Here is a 17,382-nt window from a genome sequence, read left to right on the forward strand (position 1 = left end):
TATCCAATATGCACAAAAATCTGTAAAAATCTGTGTACATCGGTGGTTAAAATGATCAAAAAATTCAACCACAAAAGAGGCAAAAGACATTGGTGCTGTATAAAAAAGCTGAATGATTCATGCTGAAGAAAGCGCACATAAGTTTTTTAAAAATCAGAGATTTTTTGTGTGGTATACCAGAAGAAATCTCACGATCCATGTTTATCTCTAATACTATATTGAGATTCCTACGGGATGGACAAACAAGGTGGTTAAAACCTATAAAATTAATTCAAAGGTCAAAATATACGTAATCATCCGTGAAAATCTGTGTATTCTAAGACATATGCAAATTATATCTTATTAAATTTACAAAAGGTTCATCTCTTTTTATCACCGCAAATATCCGGTATACTAATTTACAGCAAACCGCATTAATAATTGATTTATGTGGCTTTCCCTGCTGTTTTTTTCTTTTATAATAAGCTTTTAGTTCCTCATCATGGATGACAGCAGCATTGGCTCCACTGAAGAGAATGGTTTTTATTGTTTTATTTCTAAGCTTACAGGTTTGCGTTTTACCTTTGATACTTGATCCTGAGCTGTGCTCAAAAGGGGCAAGGCCGGCATAACAGTTGAATTTCCTTGGATTTTTAAAACTTGTAAAATTATCAGTCAGTACGACCATATAAGCTGCTGTAAGAAAGCCTACTCCTTTTATTTTAGTTATCTTTTCGAAATTCTTACTGATATCTTCACTGTTTTCAATCTCATCCTGTATTTCTTTTTCTGTTGAGGCAATGTCTTTATTAAGCTGTTCTATATAGGCTGTTATGTGCTTTGTCTGGTAACTTACATCCGCAACCTCTCCAGCATGTTGAAAAGACTTTTTCTGATTTTTAAATTGGGTTCTGATCTTTACCAGATGATTCCTGTAAGTGAGAAGATGCTTTACTTTAAGAAGACCTTTCTTAGGAAGCCGGGAAGCAACAAGCTCATCGGAATGAACCTTGGCATAACGGGCTATCCTGAAGGCATCCGTTTTATCATTCTTACCCCGCTGGATTCCCTGACTTAGCTTTATAGCAAGGGCCGGAACCTGATAATACGTTTTCTCATTCTGCTCAAGCACGCCTGCTAAAAGTAAACCATAGTTCCCTGTATTTTCAAAACAATACCGAAGTTCACCATCTTCACAAAAAGTCTTATCCAGTATACTTTCTATTCCTTTTACCGTATTTTCCACCGTAAAGAAAATTTCCTGCTTGTCCGAATCATTAATCATACAGATATCCAATGTGTTTTTGGAAATATCTATTCCAATAAAATAAGTTTTCATAAATTTGGATTTAGGATTGATCCTGATGAACCAATTTGAATCATGCTGAAACCTTTAATAAGCCGCAATGCTTAATATTCTAAATGGCAGAAATTCAAAAGAGAAAATAAAGTCTGATACACAGAATAGTTCTGTTCTAGAAATCTGTTTAGTTCACTTTATTTTCTCTGGTTCTTCAGAATATAATTTATACTCTAATTTAATACTAAATCCTTTTGCAAATCTAAAGGCAGATCTGTGGTCAACAAAAATCAATAGTCATTCAACATCCTGCTTCCAGCAAATCCGTGGAAGAATTAACGTGGTTGCTGATTTACGCCATAATGTCGAACCTTACTACCCATTCCCTAGCCCCGATTGCCGTGGAAATCCTTTTTTGAAAAAAAAGATTGCAACAGAAAGCGGGAAAAAGCTCAAAAAAAACATGAATGAGAGTCGATGGACAATGATTGATGAATGATAATTGATGGTTGATGATTGATTGATTATGGTTGATAGTTAATAGCGTGTTGATAGCCTTAGTGGCTTTGCTTTATCTAAAGACATATTCATAAAATAAGCGGGCCGGAGCCCGCTTTACATATATAATCTGGTTTAAGGTAAAACTTTGAACCTGAAAATTTAAACTTCAATCCCTTACGGATTGGTCGAGAAGATAGAACCGTTGGCAATCAGTGCGCGTCGGTTCATTTTCAGGATGTCCCGTACCCATTCTGCGAAATCTTCCGGCTGAAGGACTTTTTCAGGGTTTCCGTCCGTTAATCCGCCCTGGATCGACATATCCGAAGCGATGGTACTCGGCGTCAGTGTAATCACCCGAATGTTCTGCTTTCTCCATTCCGCCATCATTGATTGCGACAGAGAAACCACAGCTGCTTTGGATGCTGCATAAGCCGACATGTTTGGTCCGCCTTTCAACCCTGCTGTTGAAGCAACATTGACAATATCTCCCTCGCCTTTTGCCTTCATGAACGGATGAGCCGCTTTTGCCGCATAATATACGCCGAAAAGATTGGTCTTAATCACCTGCTCCCAGGTTTCGGAAGGCATGTCCTCAATGGATCCGAAATCTCCGATTCCCGCGTTGTTGATCAGGATATCGATTCCTCCCAACTGTTCCGCAATCGATTCGATACCGGCTTTTACATGGATTTCATTATCGATGCTGAAAACCGCGTATGCTGCTTTCACGCCAAGCTTCTGAATTTCATCAACCGTCATTTTCAGGTTTTCTTCATTTCTTCCCGTAATTCCGATGTTGACCCCTTCTGCTGCCAGTGCCAGTGCTACGGCTTTTCCCAATCCTCTTCCACCTCCTGTAACGATGGCATTTTTTCCGTTGATATTCATTTTTTAGAATTTTTTATTCGTGTCAGCAAATTTACGAAAGATGATCCGGAAATACAGACCTCAAGTGATATGGTAATGATTGATATAATAAATTTTTAGAGTTTAGATTTAATGTGAACTCGAAGTACAACAGGCTGGAAGAAGGAAGCTGGATGCCGGAAGCTTCTCTTGTCAATATTATTACCAAAGGCATCAATTGAATCGTGTATTACTTATCAATGGAAAATTATTTAAAATCCTGACTATCGAAATGAAACCTAATCTTCATTTAAATAAGCGACTGCAATAAATTAAATACAGTTAATTCATTTTAGGTTAAAATTAAAACCGGCCCAAAAGCGGGCCGGTTTCTTTGAAAGTATAGTAATAAATGAAAATTAAGGAATAAGGATTGGGTCCTGGACATCAAATTCTTCCGTTGCGGAGAATGGGTTTCCATACATATCCGTTGCTCTTACCTCAACCTTATGTTTTCCTAAGGAAAGTTTTTTCGGGAATTCCCCTGTCCAGATGTGTTTGGACATTTCCGGATTGGAAGGCCTTCTGCCCGCCAGCATGGTCTCGGTAGTATCCCATTTGAAAACCGACATGGCAAAACTCGGGTCTACGGTTTCGTCGTACTGCATGTCTTCCCATTTGCCACCGTCGATCCTGTATTCCACCTTGTCTTTTCTGCTTCCCATAAAGAAGTTGGCCAATACTTTTGCCGAAGTTTTTGAAGGGAACGGAATGATTTTCGGAACGTATAAGTTGATCTGGTAATCTTCCGGTTTTCCGGCCGTTTTGTATTTTACTTTGTATTCGTTATCGCTGAAGCTGATGAAGGAATATCCTTTGGCCGTACCGTCTCTCATGGTAGAGGTCGGTAATCCCAGATTATCGGAAGTTCCGGACCACCAGTCGCCGCAGGTTGTCCCGACATTGTATTCGTGAAGGTCTTTGGAACCGTTCCAGCCCGCTTCTTTCCCGTAGAATAATTGCTGCTGGATGTGGGTGTGTGCCGATAAAAGCAAAGCATTTTTAAAAGGCGCCAGGAAATCGAATAGTTTCTGACGGTCGGAATTCCTGAAATTATCTTCGTTGGTATGCTCTAAAGGAATGTGGAAAGAAACGACGATCAATTTATTTTTATCCACCAGCTTCAGGTCGTTCTCAATAAATTTCAGCTGGTCTTCGCGGAAACCGCCCCAGTAGCCTTTTCCGTCGCGCGGATCCGGATACAGGATATCATCCAGCACCATAAAGTGAACGTTTCCGTAATTGAACGAATAGTTGGCCGGGCCAAAATTGGATTCGAATGTTTCGTCGGAAAGCAGGTCTTCTTTGGCTTCGTAATTCATGTCGTGGTTGCCCATCACGTTATACCAAGGTAGTCCAACTTCTTTCATCACATCCGCATAAGGCTTTTGTAAGCTGAGGTTGTCCCCTACCAAATCTCCCAGGCTGATTCCCAATACCGCATTTTTCTTGGTTCCTTTTACTTCGTTTACGATGGCTCTCCTGAAATAATCCAGCTGCTTTTCCGTATAAGGCTGCGGATCTCCGAAAACCAGGATATCGAAATTCTTGCTTTCATTCTGCCTGTTCAAGGCAAAGTTTATTTCTTTCGGAAGCTCTCCCGTCGGTGCGGAACCTTTGTATTTGAAGTCCGCCGGCGACCCTTTCGGTTTGTACTGATAATAATATTGCGGAAGGTTATTTCCGTTTACGGGCGTCATGTATCCGGAAGGCTTGATCACGAAAATCGTCTGCCCCTCCTGAACCGGCAGGCTGTACCTCCCGTTTTTATCCGTAAGTACGACCTGGGCTCCGTTAGAGACCGCTACGCCTTCGATGCCTTTTTCCCGGTTTTCCTTCTTCTGGTTTTTATTACCGTCTTCATACACATATCCTGAAACGGAAGCCTGTGAAAATGCCATGGCCGAGATCAGCAGGCAGGGCATTAAAAATTTTATATTCATTTAATTTTGATTAATTTGTTTGTGACTGCCGGTTTTTAACGCTACGTCCGCAAAGGATTTTGTTTAAAACCGTTAATTTTTTTCGTTCGTAAGGGTGTTACCAATCAGCAATGGATTAATGATAATTACTTAATTTTATTATTTAATTATGGTTTATTCCACCATACTTTTACGTTGATGTTGTCTCCGCCCATTTGCTGTACGGCAGCCTGATAATTGGACGTATTCAATACTCTCGGGTTTGGCGGATACATAAGTCTTGACGGCATGATTCCGTTGTTCAGCAGGCCCCCGTTGTTGGGAAGTACCGGAAATCCGGTTCTTCTTTTTTCAAACCACTGCTGCTGATCGACGAAGAATAAAGCAACATATTTCTGAAGCATGATCCTTTCCAGGGTTCCGTTGTAAGCCACATTGGCATTGCTAAAATAATTGGATGGCATCGTAGCACCCCACTGTTCTATGGCTGCCTTTACCCCGCTTTCATAATAAGTCTGGGCACTTCCGGGAATAACTCCTTTGAAAGCCAGCTCAGAAAGAATGAATTGCAGCTCCGCATACGGATACACCAGGATATTCAGCGGCGCTTTAGCCAGGTTCTGGTTCATATTGGACGGCTGGTAATCGAAGGTGGTTCCATAAGCATAACCGGAAGGTGCTCCTTTATACCCGATATTCACATTGGAAAGATTTTTTGCCTGACTGAAAAACATAGACATCCGCGGATCGTTATTCGCTTTTAAAGTTTCCAGGAAAAAGGTCGAAGCAGCCCTTCCTGTTGTGAAATCCTGAGGTCTCGTGATCGGAGGAAGAAGCGGCGCCACTCCCGTTACCGCTACTTTTGCAGTTTCCGAATTGCTTTGAAAGATCGGATACGTTGTCGGATTGCTGATAATTTCCTGAATTCTTTCCTTTACATTTACCTCACCGTCTTTGCTCAGGATCCTGGTTAACAGACGCAATGAAAGGGAATTGCAGAATTTCTTCCAGTTGGTGATTCCGTTAGCGTCACTTTCCGCTTTATAAAAAATATCCGGTCCACTCAGTGTCTTTGTTGTTACAAAAAGGGAATTGGCAGTTTTTAAATCGTTCAGCAATTTAACATAGATATCTTTCTGACGATCAAATTTGGGCTGGGAAATAACCTCCTCCAGGCTGGAAGCTTCAGAGAACGGCACATCACCATAGGTATCGGTAAGATTGGAATAGATCCAGGCATTCAGCACCATTGAAATGGCCAGGTAATTGGGATCGTTGTCACGTTCTGCGGCAAACTTCATGTCTTTTACCTGCTTGATCCATTTGTAGCTGTTGTTCCAGAATCCGGCACCCGTGTTTTCGGTGATGTTGTACCGGCTCAGGGTATTTCCTTCATTCGGAAAATCCAGGGAAACCTGCATCAGGTCGAAGGTGAAATCGTTGGCCCTCATATAGTTTACAGCAGACATATTATACTGAACCGGTACCAGCAGTTTTGAAGCCACAGGCTCGCTGATCCGGCTGTTGTCAGTATTTACCTCATCAAGCGTCCTGCTGCATGAAACCGGAATTAAACCGATTCCTGCAACCAATAGGATATTTAAAAGTAATTTTTTCATGTTGTAAGATTTTAAAATTTAACATTAAGCTGAATCCCCACGGTTCTTGCCGTTGGCAGCTGTCCGATTTCGACGCCCGGAGTGATCTGGTTGTCATTCAGGGTAGCGGCTTCCGGATCAAAGAGCGGGAACTTCGTCCACATCCACAAGTTTCTTCCGAATAGCGCCAGGGTAAGATCGGTAAGTTTCAGCTCTTCGGTTACGCTTCTCGGAAAGGTGTAGGAAATACGGGCATCTCTGAGTTTAATGAATGAAGTATCAAACGTATTGGTTTCCACGTTGGCCCTTCTGTAATAATCGGCGTAGTAAGCTGATAACAAAATAGGTTTCGTATTGGGCGAGAATGATCCGTCCGGATTCTGTACAACGCCGCTTCCGATAATCATCCCGTTCGGATTTTCTCTTCCTGCTAACGTATGCTCCAGTTTTCCCTGCTCGGTCATTTTATGATGAGACTGCGAATAGGCCATTCCTTTGTACTGACCGTCGAAGGAGAAGCTTACGGTAAATCCTTTATACCTAAACTCATTCTGAAGTCCTGCTCTCCACTCCGGATAAGCGTTTCCGATTCTTTTCATCTGCGTCGGTTTTGCCGTCAATCCGTCTGTTGAATTGAAAATTACCTGCCCGTCCGGGGAATACATCAGCCCGTAACCGTACATATCCCCAAGAGAGCCGCCTACATAAGCATTAAAGTAAACGACCCCTCCTACGCTGCCCATTGTGTAAGGTTCGCCGTTGAACTCTTCAGGAAGCGAAAGGATTTTATTCCTGTTCATCGACCAGTTGGCGTTGATGGCCCAAGAGAAATTCTTGTTCTTTACCGGGAAAGCATTCAGGGTAACTTCCAGTCCGCGGTTCCTCACTTCTCCGGCGTTGATCACTTTGCTGCTGAATCCGGTTTCCCAAAGGGTCGGAATTCGTACGATCTGGTCTTTGGAGTTGTTCTGGTAAGCCGTTACCGTAGAACTTATTCTGTTTTTCAGGATGCTGAAATCCATTCCCGCTTCGATACTGGTAATCATATTCGGACGAAGGTTCGGATTCGGATATAGAGAAGGTGATTCTACGGAACCCTGGAAATCGCTGTTGTTATAATATTTGATCAGCTGATAAGGATCTGAATCGTTTCCTACACGGGACCATGATGCTCTCAGCTTCCAGAAGTTGAAACGGTCGGAAGTCAGCTTGAAAATATCGGAAAGGATGAACGAGGTAGCCGCCGAAGGATAGAAATACGATCGGTTCTGTTCCGGAAGCGTACTGCTCCAGTCGTTTCTCGCCGTAAGATCCAGGAATATTTTGTTCTGATAGCCTAGCGTTGCCAAAGCATAGGCACTATTCACCTGTTTATCGTTTGGCCTGGCAAATTTATTAATGTTCGAGATTCCGTTCGGTAAAGTATAAACTCCCGGCTTTAGAAGACCTTCCGCAATATAATCATTCATCACATATTCCATATAGCGGATATTGCCCCCGGCTGATGCGCTGAAATCGAAATCGTTGAATTTGTTTTTATAGGTAAACAACACATCGTTGTTCATGTCCATCAGTTTCACATACTGCTCCCGGTACATTCCCTGAAGGTAGTTGGCGGAATTCCACGGTCTTTTCTGGGTACGGAGTTCATTGGTAAGTTCCATCCCGGAGCGCACCATCACTTCAAAGTTTTTGGTAATTTTATAATTGAGATTTACGTTTCCGGTAATGAAATTCTTATCGACCCCATTCAGCATTTCATAAGCGATGAGGTAAGGGTTGTCGATAAATGAACTGAACGGGTGAATCTGCTCCACCTGGTCTTTTCCGGCTTTCCAGATCGGCCGGTACCATGAAAGGTCGACGTTCGGGTTTTGGAAAATCATGAAATAAGAAATCGATTGATTGCTGTATCCCGTTGCCGGAAGGTTGTCGCTTTTCGTCTTGCTGTAATTGAGCTTGATTCCGAATTTCAGCTTTTCATTTAATTTGTGATCAACGGAGAAAGCGGCCGTGAACCTGTCAAAACCGGTATTCGGCATCATCCATTCATTTTTAAGATAAGTTAAAGATGATCTGAAAGAGGTATTGTCATTGGAAGCTTCCAAAGCAATATTATTGGAGAAGGTCGCTCCGGTTTCCCAGAATCCTTTGATGTTGTCTTTGTAGGGTCTCCACAACTGACGCTCCTTACTTTGCCCTTCGATTGTGGGATCATATTGAAAATAGGATTGCCCGGCAAACTTAGGACCGAAAGCACTGCTGGTAGATCCGGTGTTTACTCCGTCTGCCGATGCTCCGTAGGAATAATAAAAATTCCCTTTGGCATCTTTCTGCAATGTTCCCTGTCCGTACTCATACTGGTAATCCGGCCATTTTAATACGGTATCATAGCTGGAATAAGAGTTTAAAGTCACCTGTACCTTTCCTTTTTTGCTTTTTCCTGATTTTGTGGTAATCATAATCGCTCCGCCTGCTCCTCTGGATCCGTAGAGAGCCGATGCCGTGGCTCCTTTCAGTACCGTGATGGATTCGATATCATCAGGGTTAATCGTATTGATCCCGTTTCCGTAATCGATCGGAAGGTCTGCTTTAGACCCTGCTCCGTACGCGGAAAAACCGGTACCGGTCGTATTGTTGTTCAACGGAATTCCGTCTACTACGATCAGGGCATTATTCTGATCGGGATTCATGGAGATGTCTCCTCTCAGCTTGATAATCGAACTTCCCAACGGTCCGGCTCCGGCGGTCTGGATTTTCAGACCGGCCACCTTTCCTTCAAGTGCCTGCGACCAGTTGTTGTTCTGGGTTCTTAACAATTCTTCGGATTTAATGGTTTCTGCCACATATCCCAATGACTTGTCGTGCCTTTTGATTCCTAAAGCCGTTACTACAACCTCGTCGATATTTTTGATGGTGTCTTTTTTGGCCCTCTGCTGGGCTGCCATTTCTACACTGACGAGTCCTAATAATGATAAGATGAGTACTTTTTGTGTTGCTTTACGCATATCCTTATTGTTTGCGCAAAAATAAAACGACAATATGAGTATAGCTTTAACATGATTTTAACAGATATTAAAGAATTATTAAACGGTTTATTAATTTATGTTTAACAAGAATAGATACACTTTTGGTTAACAGCCCGTTAAAGCCGTTACGTATTTTTAATATGATAAGGTGGTTTTATTTACGTATTTTTATTGTCTTTTTATGAGATATTAAAATATACCACATGAATACCACGAAGCATGCTTATATAGGAATTAATATGTATTTAACAAAACGAATTATGGGCTGGAAGAGGGAAGCTGGATGCTGAAAGTTTTTATTTTCTACACAAAATCCAATAGGAATTAATCCCCTGATGATACTATTTTGTTATTAAATCCTATCTAAAATTCCGTTATCATATAAAAAAACAGCCTGCCTCAAATGAGACAGGCTGCTTATTTTTAAGGTTAAATATAACCGGATTTACTTTTTAAGCTGATCCGGGATGTTGGTGGTGATAAAACCGATCCCCTGCTTTTTCAGTTCGTCGGCAACGGCTATATCATTTACCGTCCAGGCATTGGTAATCAGTCCTAAAGCTTTTGCATCGGCAATCCAAGTCGGATTTTTCTGGAAAATGCTGTAATGATAATCGATCCCGTCCAATCCTTCATCTTTGATCTGCTCCGGAGAAAGCTCACCTTTCAGATACTGTACTTTAAAGGAAGGTTCAAGCTTTTTGATTTCCTTACAGATATTTAAGCTAAAAGAAATAAACTCACATTGGGCTCCCAGCTTCATATCCTTGATCATTTTAATCGTCTTAGCCGTCAACTCGTCTTCTTTTTCCTTTGTTTTGTCAGGCTTTATTTCAACGATAAGTTTCAACGCCTTATCTTTCTTTCCCTGTTTCAGATAATCTTTTAAGGTAGGAAAGTCTTCGCCGTTGGATAGTTTTACTTTCTCCAGGTCTTTAAAATCGGTCTCGGAGATTTCCATTTTTGCGTGATGCTCGTCATGATTTACGACCAGAACCCCGTCTTTCGTCATCCGTACATCGAACTCGGAACCGTAAATCTTTAACTTCTGTGCATTCTCCAGCGACTTCAGGGAATTTTCCGTCGTCGGCGGCTGAGTCTGCCAGTACCCTCTATGGGCAATAACTTGGGTTTGTGCCTTCATAACCACTGTGCTTAAAACTGCTAACCCTAAGATAAAATTTTTCATATTATAAATTAAATATTAAACTCAAAAGCTTTTCAACTTTCAGATAAAGGTAACCAAATTTAAGTGAATGGTCAATTTGCTTTGCAAGTCAATGGTGAATTTGATTAATTTACTTTTTAAAATTTCATTGTTAAACATTCACCATTCACTATTGACCATTCACCATTCACGTTATCAGAACGTGTACTTTGCTCCGATCTGGATCTGGTACGGATTTCCTGTTAACGGTTCCAGTCCGCTGGTATTCAGGTTATATTTAAACTGCTTGGTCGTCTGGTCAAATCCTGTAATTCTGTACAGCGACATATTGCTATAGGATTTGTTGACCCCCCATTCTTTATTCAGCAGGTTGGCTACATTGAAGATATCCACTGAAAGTTCAAAGGCTCCGATCTTTTCAAATTTGATCTTCTTCGCCACCCGAACATCCCATATTCCGTAGAAGCCGTTCTTTCCGCCGTTTCTTTCCGCAATTTTATTGTTGTAATCGGTAATGTAATTTTTCAGTGCCGTTCCAACTTCGGGATTATCAATCAAAGTCTGGGTAAGGTTCGGGAAAATATAGGCCAGGTCATTGGAATCCACAAAATCCCCGTTTACATTTCCTCCCGCCAGTACGGAGAAACGGGTTCCGCCCATTCCTGCATATCTGATCCCGAGGGTAAATCCGGCAATCGTCGGTGAATTTCCGTAAATCACCACTTTATTCCTGAACTGGTTATCAGAATAAGACATTCTCAGATTTCTCGGATCACTTGCCACTGGTGTGGATAATGTCGCCGAGTTGGCTACGTTTCCGTTGTAGGAAGTATTGTCCTTAATATCCGCCCAGGTATAACTCGCCGTAATTTCCCCGTCTTTCCAGTACCGGTAACTGGTATCCACTACAAAAGAATACTGGTTTACTTTTCCGTCGCTTACCAATTCCAATACTCTTCCAAAGTTTTTGTTGATTCTTCCTTCTTTCCAGTTTAGAGTTCCGTTGGCGGCGATGGTTGCTGCCGGAACAAATACCCCTCTTCCGCCTTCATTATCCAGCGTGAAATTGGGATTGGCCACCATATTCCTGTCGTAATAGAAATAGTTGTTTCTTCCCAAGGCCATGTAAGCGGCAACTCCTGCCCTGAATCTTTCGTTGAAGAAATGCGTGTAGGAAATATTTGCTTTATAAACTACCGGAATTTTTGCATCTTTTCCGGTATAATTGATGGTCGGAAGCTGATACTGGGAAAGGGTTGGAACTGTTCCGTAATCGTTTCGGTAGCTGATGAAATCCGGTTTCAGGCCGATTTGTGAAGGATTCACATCTACGGTTGCCAAATGTCTTCCATCAAATACCAAGTTATTGATGATCATATAGTTGTTGATGTCAGATGAGAAAATACCGGCTCCGAATTTTAAGAAGTCCTTATTTCCTTCATTGATGTTCCAGTCAAACTGGAATCTTGGCTGAATGATGAACGATTTGATCTGGTTATCGGTTCGGATTCCCATTTCATCATACAGCTTCTGGTTGAATCCGGCTTTAGGATAACCGCCGTAATCCAATCGTAAGCCGGCCATTAAATCAAGTCCTTTAGCCACTTTCGTTTGGAGTTGACCGTATACCCCAAGGTTGTAAATATTCGATTTTACAGACGGGTCATCCATCAGAGGAACTTCCCTGTAAAACCGGTAAGCAATCTGGTTGTTGAAATTATACAGGTTATCGCCGGTCTGCGCAGGATTCTCCCTGAAATGAAACCTTCCGTTCACTTCACTTCCGTAAACCGATCTGGCCATGGTGTACATCAGATCCGCCCCGAAAGTATATTTAATTTTATCGGTATTATAATATAAATTATCTACCAGCTGGAATACATTGTTTCTGAAGCTTTCCTGCGCGAAACGGTGTCCCCCGATCTGGATGTTGGTTGCCCTATCTTTTCCTTCGATACTCGTAACAATATTTTCCACAATAGCTCTCGGTACCGGATGTCCCAGCTGATCGTTCTGGTAACTGTCCTGGGACGTGTAAAGATACTGCGCCTTCAATTCATTGGTCATATTCGGCTTCAAGTTGGATCTCAACGTCAACAATAAACTGTTGTCCAGGTTTTTATCATTTCCATACGATTCAAATGCAGTGATGGCGGTGTTGTCTGCCAACCCGTTTTTATTTAAATCATAGGTAAAATTGTTTCTCAGCGTCAATAAGTTTTTCTCATTGATCTGCCAGTCTAAACGTAAAAAGGCAGCATCGGAATTTCTTACCTTATCGAAGCTTCCGAACTGAGGGCTGTTGGATACGCCGTATTTCGCTCTGGCAACATCTAAAAATTTATTTAAAGTAGCTGTTGTGGTGTTCAGTCTCAATTCATCTTCATGCGATTGGATGTCTGCGATCTGTAACGGCCTGGAATCCAGCTGGTGGTCCCATGCAACGAAGAAGTGCAGTTTATTCTTAATGATCGGCCCGCCTAAAGAAAATCCGAACTGAGAAGTTGAGAAATCCACATTTCTCTTATTCCCCCGGATGTCATAAGGACTCGAAAGCCAGTTGGTTCTCAGGTATTCCCAGGCACTTCCCGAAAATTTGTTGGTCCCGGATTTTGTAACGGCACTGATGGTTCCACCCCCGCTTCTTCCCAACGTAACATCATATTGGTTGGTAGTTACCTTAAATTCCCGCACCGCTTCAATGGAAATAGAAAACGGGGCACCGCTTCGGCTTGTTGTTGCACCGGCGGAAGTCGGGTTTTTGGCCGTCATCCGCGTCAATGGTAAAGTTCGTAGAAGAACCCAGCTGCCCGGAAATACTCCCGTTTTTACCGCTAAGAGGAGAAAGTTCAGCCAGGTTGGCGAAATTCCTTCCGTTCACCGGCAAAATCCCCATATTTTTTGTGGTGATTGCGGTAGCGGCTCCTAAATTTCCGATCTTATTCTTCAGGTTTCCTATGACCACTACTTCTTCAATGGATTTTTCGTTGCCAAGGTCCATATTTACCGTTACCTGGTCTCCGAAGTTCACGTTGTAGCCTTCTCTTTTTTCGTCATTTACGATTACGGTGTAAGGGCCGCCTAAAGGAATTTCCTTGAAGATGTACTCCCCTTTGGAATTCGTTTCCGTTTCTGTTCTGAACCCTGTGGATTCATTAATGATCGTTACTTTCAGTTTTTCCTGCGGTGCTTTGCCGATACCGGTTACTTTACCGGTAATGGAAGCCTGTGTAGTTTGCGCATACGCCAGTGTCCCGAAACTCAGGAACAACAGTCCCAATACAATTTTTACTCTTTTCATTTTTTTCAAATTAGCTGCATGCAAAGGTATTTTGAGTTTCAGGATCCTCTGTTTAAGGGAGTTTTAACATTTTTTAAATTATATAGGAACATTATGTTAAATAAATTTTAACAACAAATTTATCCGGTAGATACTCAGCCGGTTGAAATATGTTACGTCTTTTTAATTTTCTCAGAATGGGTAATTGTCTTATTTTTTACGTCGGATTTAGTTATTTTTGCTGAAAAGACAGAAACCCAATGCCTGAAAATATCCAACAGAAAATAGAAGATCTCCGCAAAGAGCTTCACCAGCACAACGAAAATTATTATCTCCTCGATATGCCGACGATTTCAGACTATGATTTCGACATGCTGCTGGAAGAGCTCCGTGATCTGGAAGCCAAGCACCCTGAATTCTATGACGAAAATTCCCCTACGGTGCGGGTTGGCGGCGGCATTACCAAGGTTTTCCCGACGGTTCAGCACAAATTCAGGATGTATTCCCTCGACAACTCTTATGATTTTGACGATCTTGAAGACTGGGAGAAAAGGATCATCAAAACCACCGACGGGCCGGTAGAGTTTGTAGCCGAGCTGAAATACGACGGGGCTTCGATCTCCATTCTGTACGAAAACGGAAAGCTGGTACAGGCGGTTACCCGCGGCGATGGTTTCCAGGGGGATGAAATCACGGCGAACGTCCGCACCATTTCGGATGTCCCGCTGAAGCTGAAAGGCGATTTTCCACAACATTTTTTTATGCGGGGCGAAATTTATTTAACCCGGAAAAACTTCGACAAGATCAATAAACAGCGTGAAGAGGACGGATTGGATCCTTTCATGAATCCAAGAAATACGGCCAGCGGCAGCCTGAAGATGCAGGACAGCGGTGAAGTGCGGAAACGCGGACTGTCTTCCGTGCTGTATCAGTATATTTCAGAAGAAATTCCTGCCGAATCGCACTGGGAGCTTCTTGAAAAGGCCAAATCCTGGGGCTTTAAAACTTCTCAACAGGCCAGATTGTGCAAGACTATGGCTGAAGTACAGGAATTTATTACTTTCTGGGATCTCGAAAGGCACAACCTGCCGTTTGAAATCGACGGTATTGTTCTGAAAGTAAATTCGTTAAAACAGCAAAGACAGCTTGGCTATACCGCAAAATCCCCACGATGGGCCATGGCTTATAAATTTAAAGCCGAAAAAGTGGAAACCCAGCTGGATAAAGTGACGTACCAGGTCGGAAGAACGGGAGCGATCACCCCCGTGGCCAACCTGAAACCTGTTCTACTGGCCGGAACGATTGTAAAAAGAGCATCACTGCATAACGAAGACATCATCAAAAAGCTGGATCTGCATGAGCATGACTTTGTGTATGTAGAAAAAGGCGGTGAAATTATCCCGAAAATCGTTGCCGTGAATCCGGAAAAAAGAACGGAGGAAAGCAGGGAGATTGAATACATCAAAAATTGTCCGGAATGCGGAACGGAACTGGTAAAAATCGAAGACCAGGCAATCCACTTCTGCCCGAACGAACTCCACTGCCCGCCGCAGGTGGTGGGAAGAATGATCCATTACGTTTCCAGGAAAGCTTTAAATATTGAAAACCTCGGAAGCGAGACCATCGAACAGCTTTACCGGGAACGGCTGATTGAAAACCCGGCCGACTTTTACGTCCTGACAAAAGAACAGCTTCTTCCACTGGAACGAATGGCAGAGAAATCCGCTCAGAATATTATTTCAGGAATTGAAAAATCAAAGGAAATCCCGTTTGAAAAGGTGTTGTACGGCATCGGCATTAAGCATGTGGGGGAAACTGTTGCCAAAAAGCTGGTGAAAAATTTTCCGACCATCGAAGAGCTGAAAAATGCAACCGTCGAAGAGCTTTGCCAGGTAGAAGACATCGGTACCAAAATCGCTATTAGCCTCTACGATTTCCTTCATAATTCTGAAAATATCCTGATGCTGGAAAGACTGAAATCTTACGGCGTTCAGCTTGAAAAAGGGGAAAGCACCAATGAAGTTCTGTCTAATGTCTTGGATGGAAAAACGTTTCTGTTTACCGGAAAATTATCTCTATTTACAAGGGAAGCCGCAGAAGAAATGGTTGAGAAGCATGGCGGAAAAAACATTTCTGCGGTCTCTAAAAACCTAAATTACTTAGTGGTTGGCGAAAAAGCCGGCAGCAAGCTGAAAAAAGCACAGACTATAGGAACTATTGAGATTCTGGATGAACAGCAGTTTCTGGATCTCGTGGAAAAACAATAAAAGTTTAAACAATATATCAATAAAGACTGTCTTTCACAAGGCAGTCTTTTTTATCAAAAATAATTACAGTCATAAAACAACTGCTTTTTTTCATGTACCTTTAGGTGAGAAGTAAAGATTTTAACAATGGAATTTTTAAATGATCATTCGATTCAGAACGAATTGCTGCTTATTTTCATTTCCGTGGTTCTCGGAATCCTGATCGGTGCCGAACGCGAATACCGGAATAAATCAGCTGGGCTGCGTACATTTATCCTGATCTGTTTCGGCTCCTGCCTTTTTACGGTTCTTTCAATCAAGATCGGTGTGGATGATCCCGACCGTATTGCGGCCAACATCATTACCGGAATCGGTTTTCTGGGGGCCGGCGTTATTTTTAAGGGAGATAATAAGATCGATGGGATCACCACGGCAACCACGATCTGGGCAACGGCTTCCATCGGGATGGCGGTAGGTTCCGGCTATGTTTACCTGGCCGTTTTGGGAACGCTGCTGGTGCTGATCATTTTAAGCTCTCTAACCCGCTTTGAAAAGCTGATTGACCGGGAACATAAAATCCGGGAGTATACCATAGCAATTGCGGATTATCATGACCTGAGCCATTGTGAAGCTATCTTTAAGAAATACCAGCTGAGGTTCATGATCTCAAAACAGAAATACGAGCAGGGAAAACTGACTACTTCCTGGATCATTGTCGGAAAAAATGCACACCATCAGGCTCTCACGGAAACCTTAATGGAGGACAAAAAAATCATCAGTTATGAATTTTAATAAAAAAGAGGCCTCAAGCCTCTTGTATTATTTCTTTTTAAATACATATAAATCCTTATTCGGACCGTCGATCGGCTGACCGCTCATATCCAGCTGGGTTAAGGTATTTTCGCCCACTTTGTATTTGTAATTGGAATCTTTTCCTTTCAGGGTAATCACTTTTCCGGCGGCATCCCATTCAAAGCTTCCTTTGTCCTGATTTTTGGAGTTTCGTTCGAGGTATTCTTCGGTAATGCTGAAGGTTTTATCTTTATTTAATGTTAAATCCGTTTTTATTCCCGGGCAGTCTGCGCATGGGACCACCGCTTCGTAGGTGCCCGCCCAGTCCAAAGCATTTTCGGACGTATCGCCTTTTGCTGAAGTTGTCGTATCGGTACTGTCAACAGGAGCCTGGATTGCCATCGGATCCGACTTTGCCGTGACATCAATTTCCGGATTTTTATCTTTCTGGGTACAGGAAGCTAAAAGTGTAATGGCAGCCATGCCTAGTATTTGCATCGGGTGTTTCATAATGAGTGATTTTGGTGTTGAATGCTTTTTCAGCAGCAAAAATTAAGCCGGGGGAAAACGAAAAATTCAAAATTCAAGGTTCAAAATTCGGGCTAAGGTTCGAGCTATAAACTTCCAGCATCCAGCATCCCTCTTCCAGCCTTTCAATCCG

General features: G+C 42.4%; 10 protein-coding genes and 1 pseudogene. 3 read left to right on the forward strand and 8 right to left on the reverse strand.

What is annotated here, in order from left to right; genetic code table 11:
• Positions 1-316: 316 nt before the first annotated feature.
• On the reverse strand, positions 317-1,318 hold the full coding sequence (locus QE422_RS17050; protein WP_307457116.1) for an IS110 family transposase: 1,002 nt from the start codon (positions 1,316-1,318) through the stop codon (positions 317-319).
• A gap of 67 nt (positions 1,319-1,385) precedes the next feature.
• Between QE422_RS17050 and QE422_RS17055 the strand changes: the two genes are divergently transcribed.
• The gene (locus QE422_RS17055; protein ID WP_307461073.1) at positions 1,386-1,778 is read left to right on the forward strand and encodes a hypothetical protein; all 393 of its coding nucleotides are present in this window, start codon (positions 1,386-1,388) and stop codon (positions 1,776-1,778) included.
• A 176-nt stretch (positions 1,779-1,954) separates the two neighbouring features.
• Here the strand turns inward: QE422_RS17055 and QE422_RS17060 are convergent, their stop codons facing one another.
• From QE422_RS17060 to QE422_RS17085, 6 genes and pseudogenes are all read right to left on the reverse strand, one after another.
• Positions 1,955-2,668, reverse strand: coding sequence for a 3-ketoacyl-ACP reductase (locus QE422_RS17060; protein ID WP_307461075.1), 714 nt, complete (start codon positions 2,666-2,668; stop codon positions 1,955-1,957).
• Positions 2,669-3,045: 377 nt separating this feature from the next.
• Complete coding sequence (locus tag QE422_RS17065; protein WP_307461077.1) at positions 3,046-4,629, reverse strand: calcineurin-like phosphoesterase C-terminal domain-containing protein; 1,584 nt, start codon at positions 4,627-4,629, stop codon at positions 3,046-3,048.
• 146 nt (positions 4,630-4,775) lie between these two features.
• The gene (locus tag QE422_RS17070) at positions 4,776-6,227 is read right to left on the reverse strand and encodes a SusD/RagB family nutrient-binding outer membrane lipoprotein (RefSeq protein ID WP_307461079.1); all 1,452 of its coding nucleotides are present in this window, start codon (positions 6,225-6,227) and stop codon (positions 4,776-4,778) included.
• An 11-nt stretch (positions 6,228-6,238) separates the two neighbouring features.
• Positions 6,239-9,214, reverse strand: coding sequence for a SusC/RagA family TonB-linked outer membrane protein (locus QE422_RS17075; protein ID WP_307461082.1), 2,976 nt, complete (start codon positions 9,212-9,214; stop codon positions 6,239-6,241).
• Between the two features lie 466 nt (positions 9,215-9,680).
• Positions 9,681-10,424: a glycerophosphodiester phosphodiesterase family protein gene (locus QE422_RS17080; RefSeq protein WP_307461084.1), complete on the reverse strand. Its 744-nt coding sequence runs from the start codon at positions 10,422-10,424 to the stop codon at positions 9,681-9,683.
• Between the two features lie 174 nt (positions 10,425-10,598).
• Positions 10,599-13,704, reverse strand: a pseudogene (locus tag QE422_RS17085) (carboxypeptidase regulatory-like domain-containing protein).
• 239 nt (positions 13,705-13,943) lie between these two features.
• Here QE422_RS17085 and ligA point away from each other — a divergent pair.
• Entirely contained in the window at positions 13,944-15,950 is a 2,007-nt protein-coding gene (ligA, locus tag QE422_RS17090; RefSeq protein WP_307461085.1) for an NAD-dependent DNA ligase LigA, read from the forward strand.
• A gap of 126 nt (positions 15,951-16,076) precedes the next feature.
• Entirely contained in the window at positions 16,077-16,721 is a 645-nt protein-coding gene (locus QE422_RS17095; protein ID WP_307461087.1) for an MgtC/SapB family protein, read from the forward strand.
• Between the two features lie 27 nt (positions 16,722-16,748).
• Here the strand turns inward: QE422_RS17095 and QE422_RS17100 are convergent, their stop codons facing one another.
• Positions 16,749-17,204 (reverse strand): copper resistance protein NlpE, encoded by a 456-nt coding sequence (locus tag QE422_RS17100; RefSeq protein ID WP_307461090.1) that lies wholly within the window; start codon positions 17,202-17,204, stop codon positions 16,749-16,751.
• Positions 17,205-17,382 lie beyond the last annotated feature (178 nt).

It is taken from the genome of Chryseobacterium sp. SORGH_AS_0447 (assembly GCF_030818695.1).
Lineage (GTDB): Bacteria > Bacteroidota > Bacteroidia > Flavobacteriales > Weeksellaceae > Chryseobacterium.

Excerpts from the sequence above, each read along its gene's own strand:
- QE422_RS17055 (WP_307461073.1), top strand. The coding sequence starts at position 1,386 with ATGCTTAATATTCTAAATGGCAGAAATTCAAAAGAGAAAATAAAGTCT.
- QE422_RS17075 (WP_307461082.1), bottom strand. The coding sequence starts at position 9,214 with ATGCGTAAAGCAACACAAAAAGTACTCATCTTATCATTATTAGGACTC.
- ligA (WP_307461085.1), top strand. The coding sequence starts at position 13,944 with ATGCCTGAAAATATCCAACAGAAAATAGAAGATCTCCGCAAAGAGCTT.
- QE422_RS17050 (WP_307457116.1), bottom strand. The coding sequence starts at position 1,318 with ATGAAAACTTATTTTATTGGAATAGATATTTCCAAAAACACATTGGAT.
- QE422_RS17100 (WP_307461090.1), bottom strand. The coding sequence starts at position 17,204 with ATGGCTGCCATTACACTTTTAGCTTCCTGTACCCAGAAAGATAAAAAT.
- QE422_RS17060 (WP_307461075.1), bottom strand. The coding sequence starts at position 2,668 with ATGAATATCAACGGAAAAAATGCCATCGTTACAGGAGGTGGAAGAGGA.
- QE422_RS17070 (WP_307461079.1), bottom strand. The coding sequence starts at position 6,227 with ATGAAAAAATTACTTTTAAATATCCTATTGGTTGCAGGAATCGGTTTA.
- QE422_RS17095 (WP_307461087.1), top strand. The coding sequence starts at position 16,077 with ATGGAATTTTTAAATGATCATTCGATTCAGAACGAATTGCTGCTTATT.
- QE422_RS17080 (WP_307461084.1), bottom strand. The coding sequence starts at position 10,424 with ATGAAAAATTTTATCTTAGGGTTAGCAGTTTTAAGCACAGTGGTTATG.
- QE422_RS17065 (WP_307461077.1), bottom strand. The coding sequence starts at position 4,629 with ATGAATATAAAATTTTTAATGCCCTGCCTGCTGATCTCGGCCATGGCA.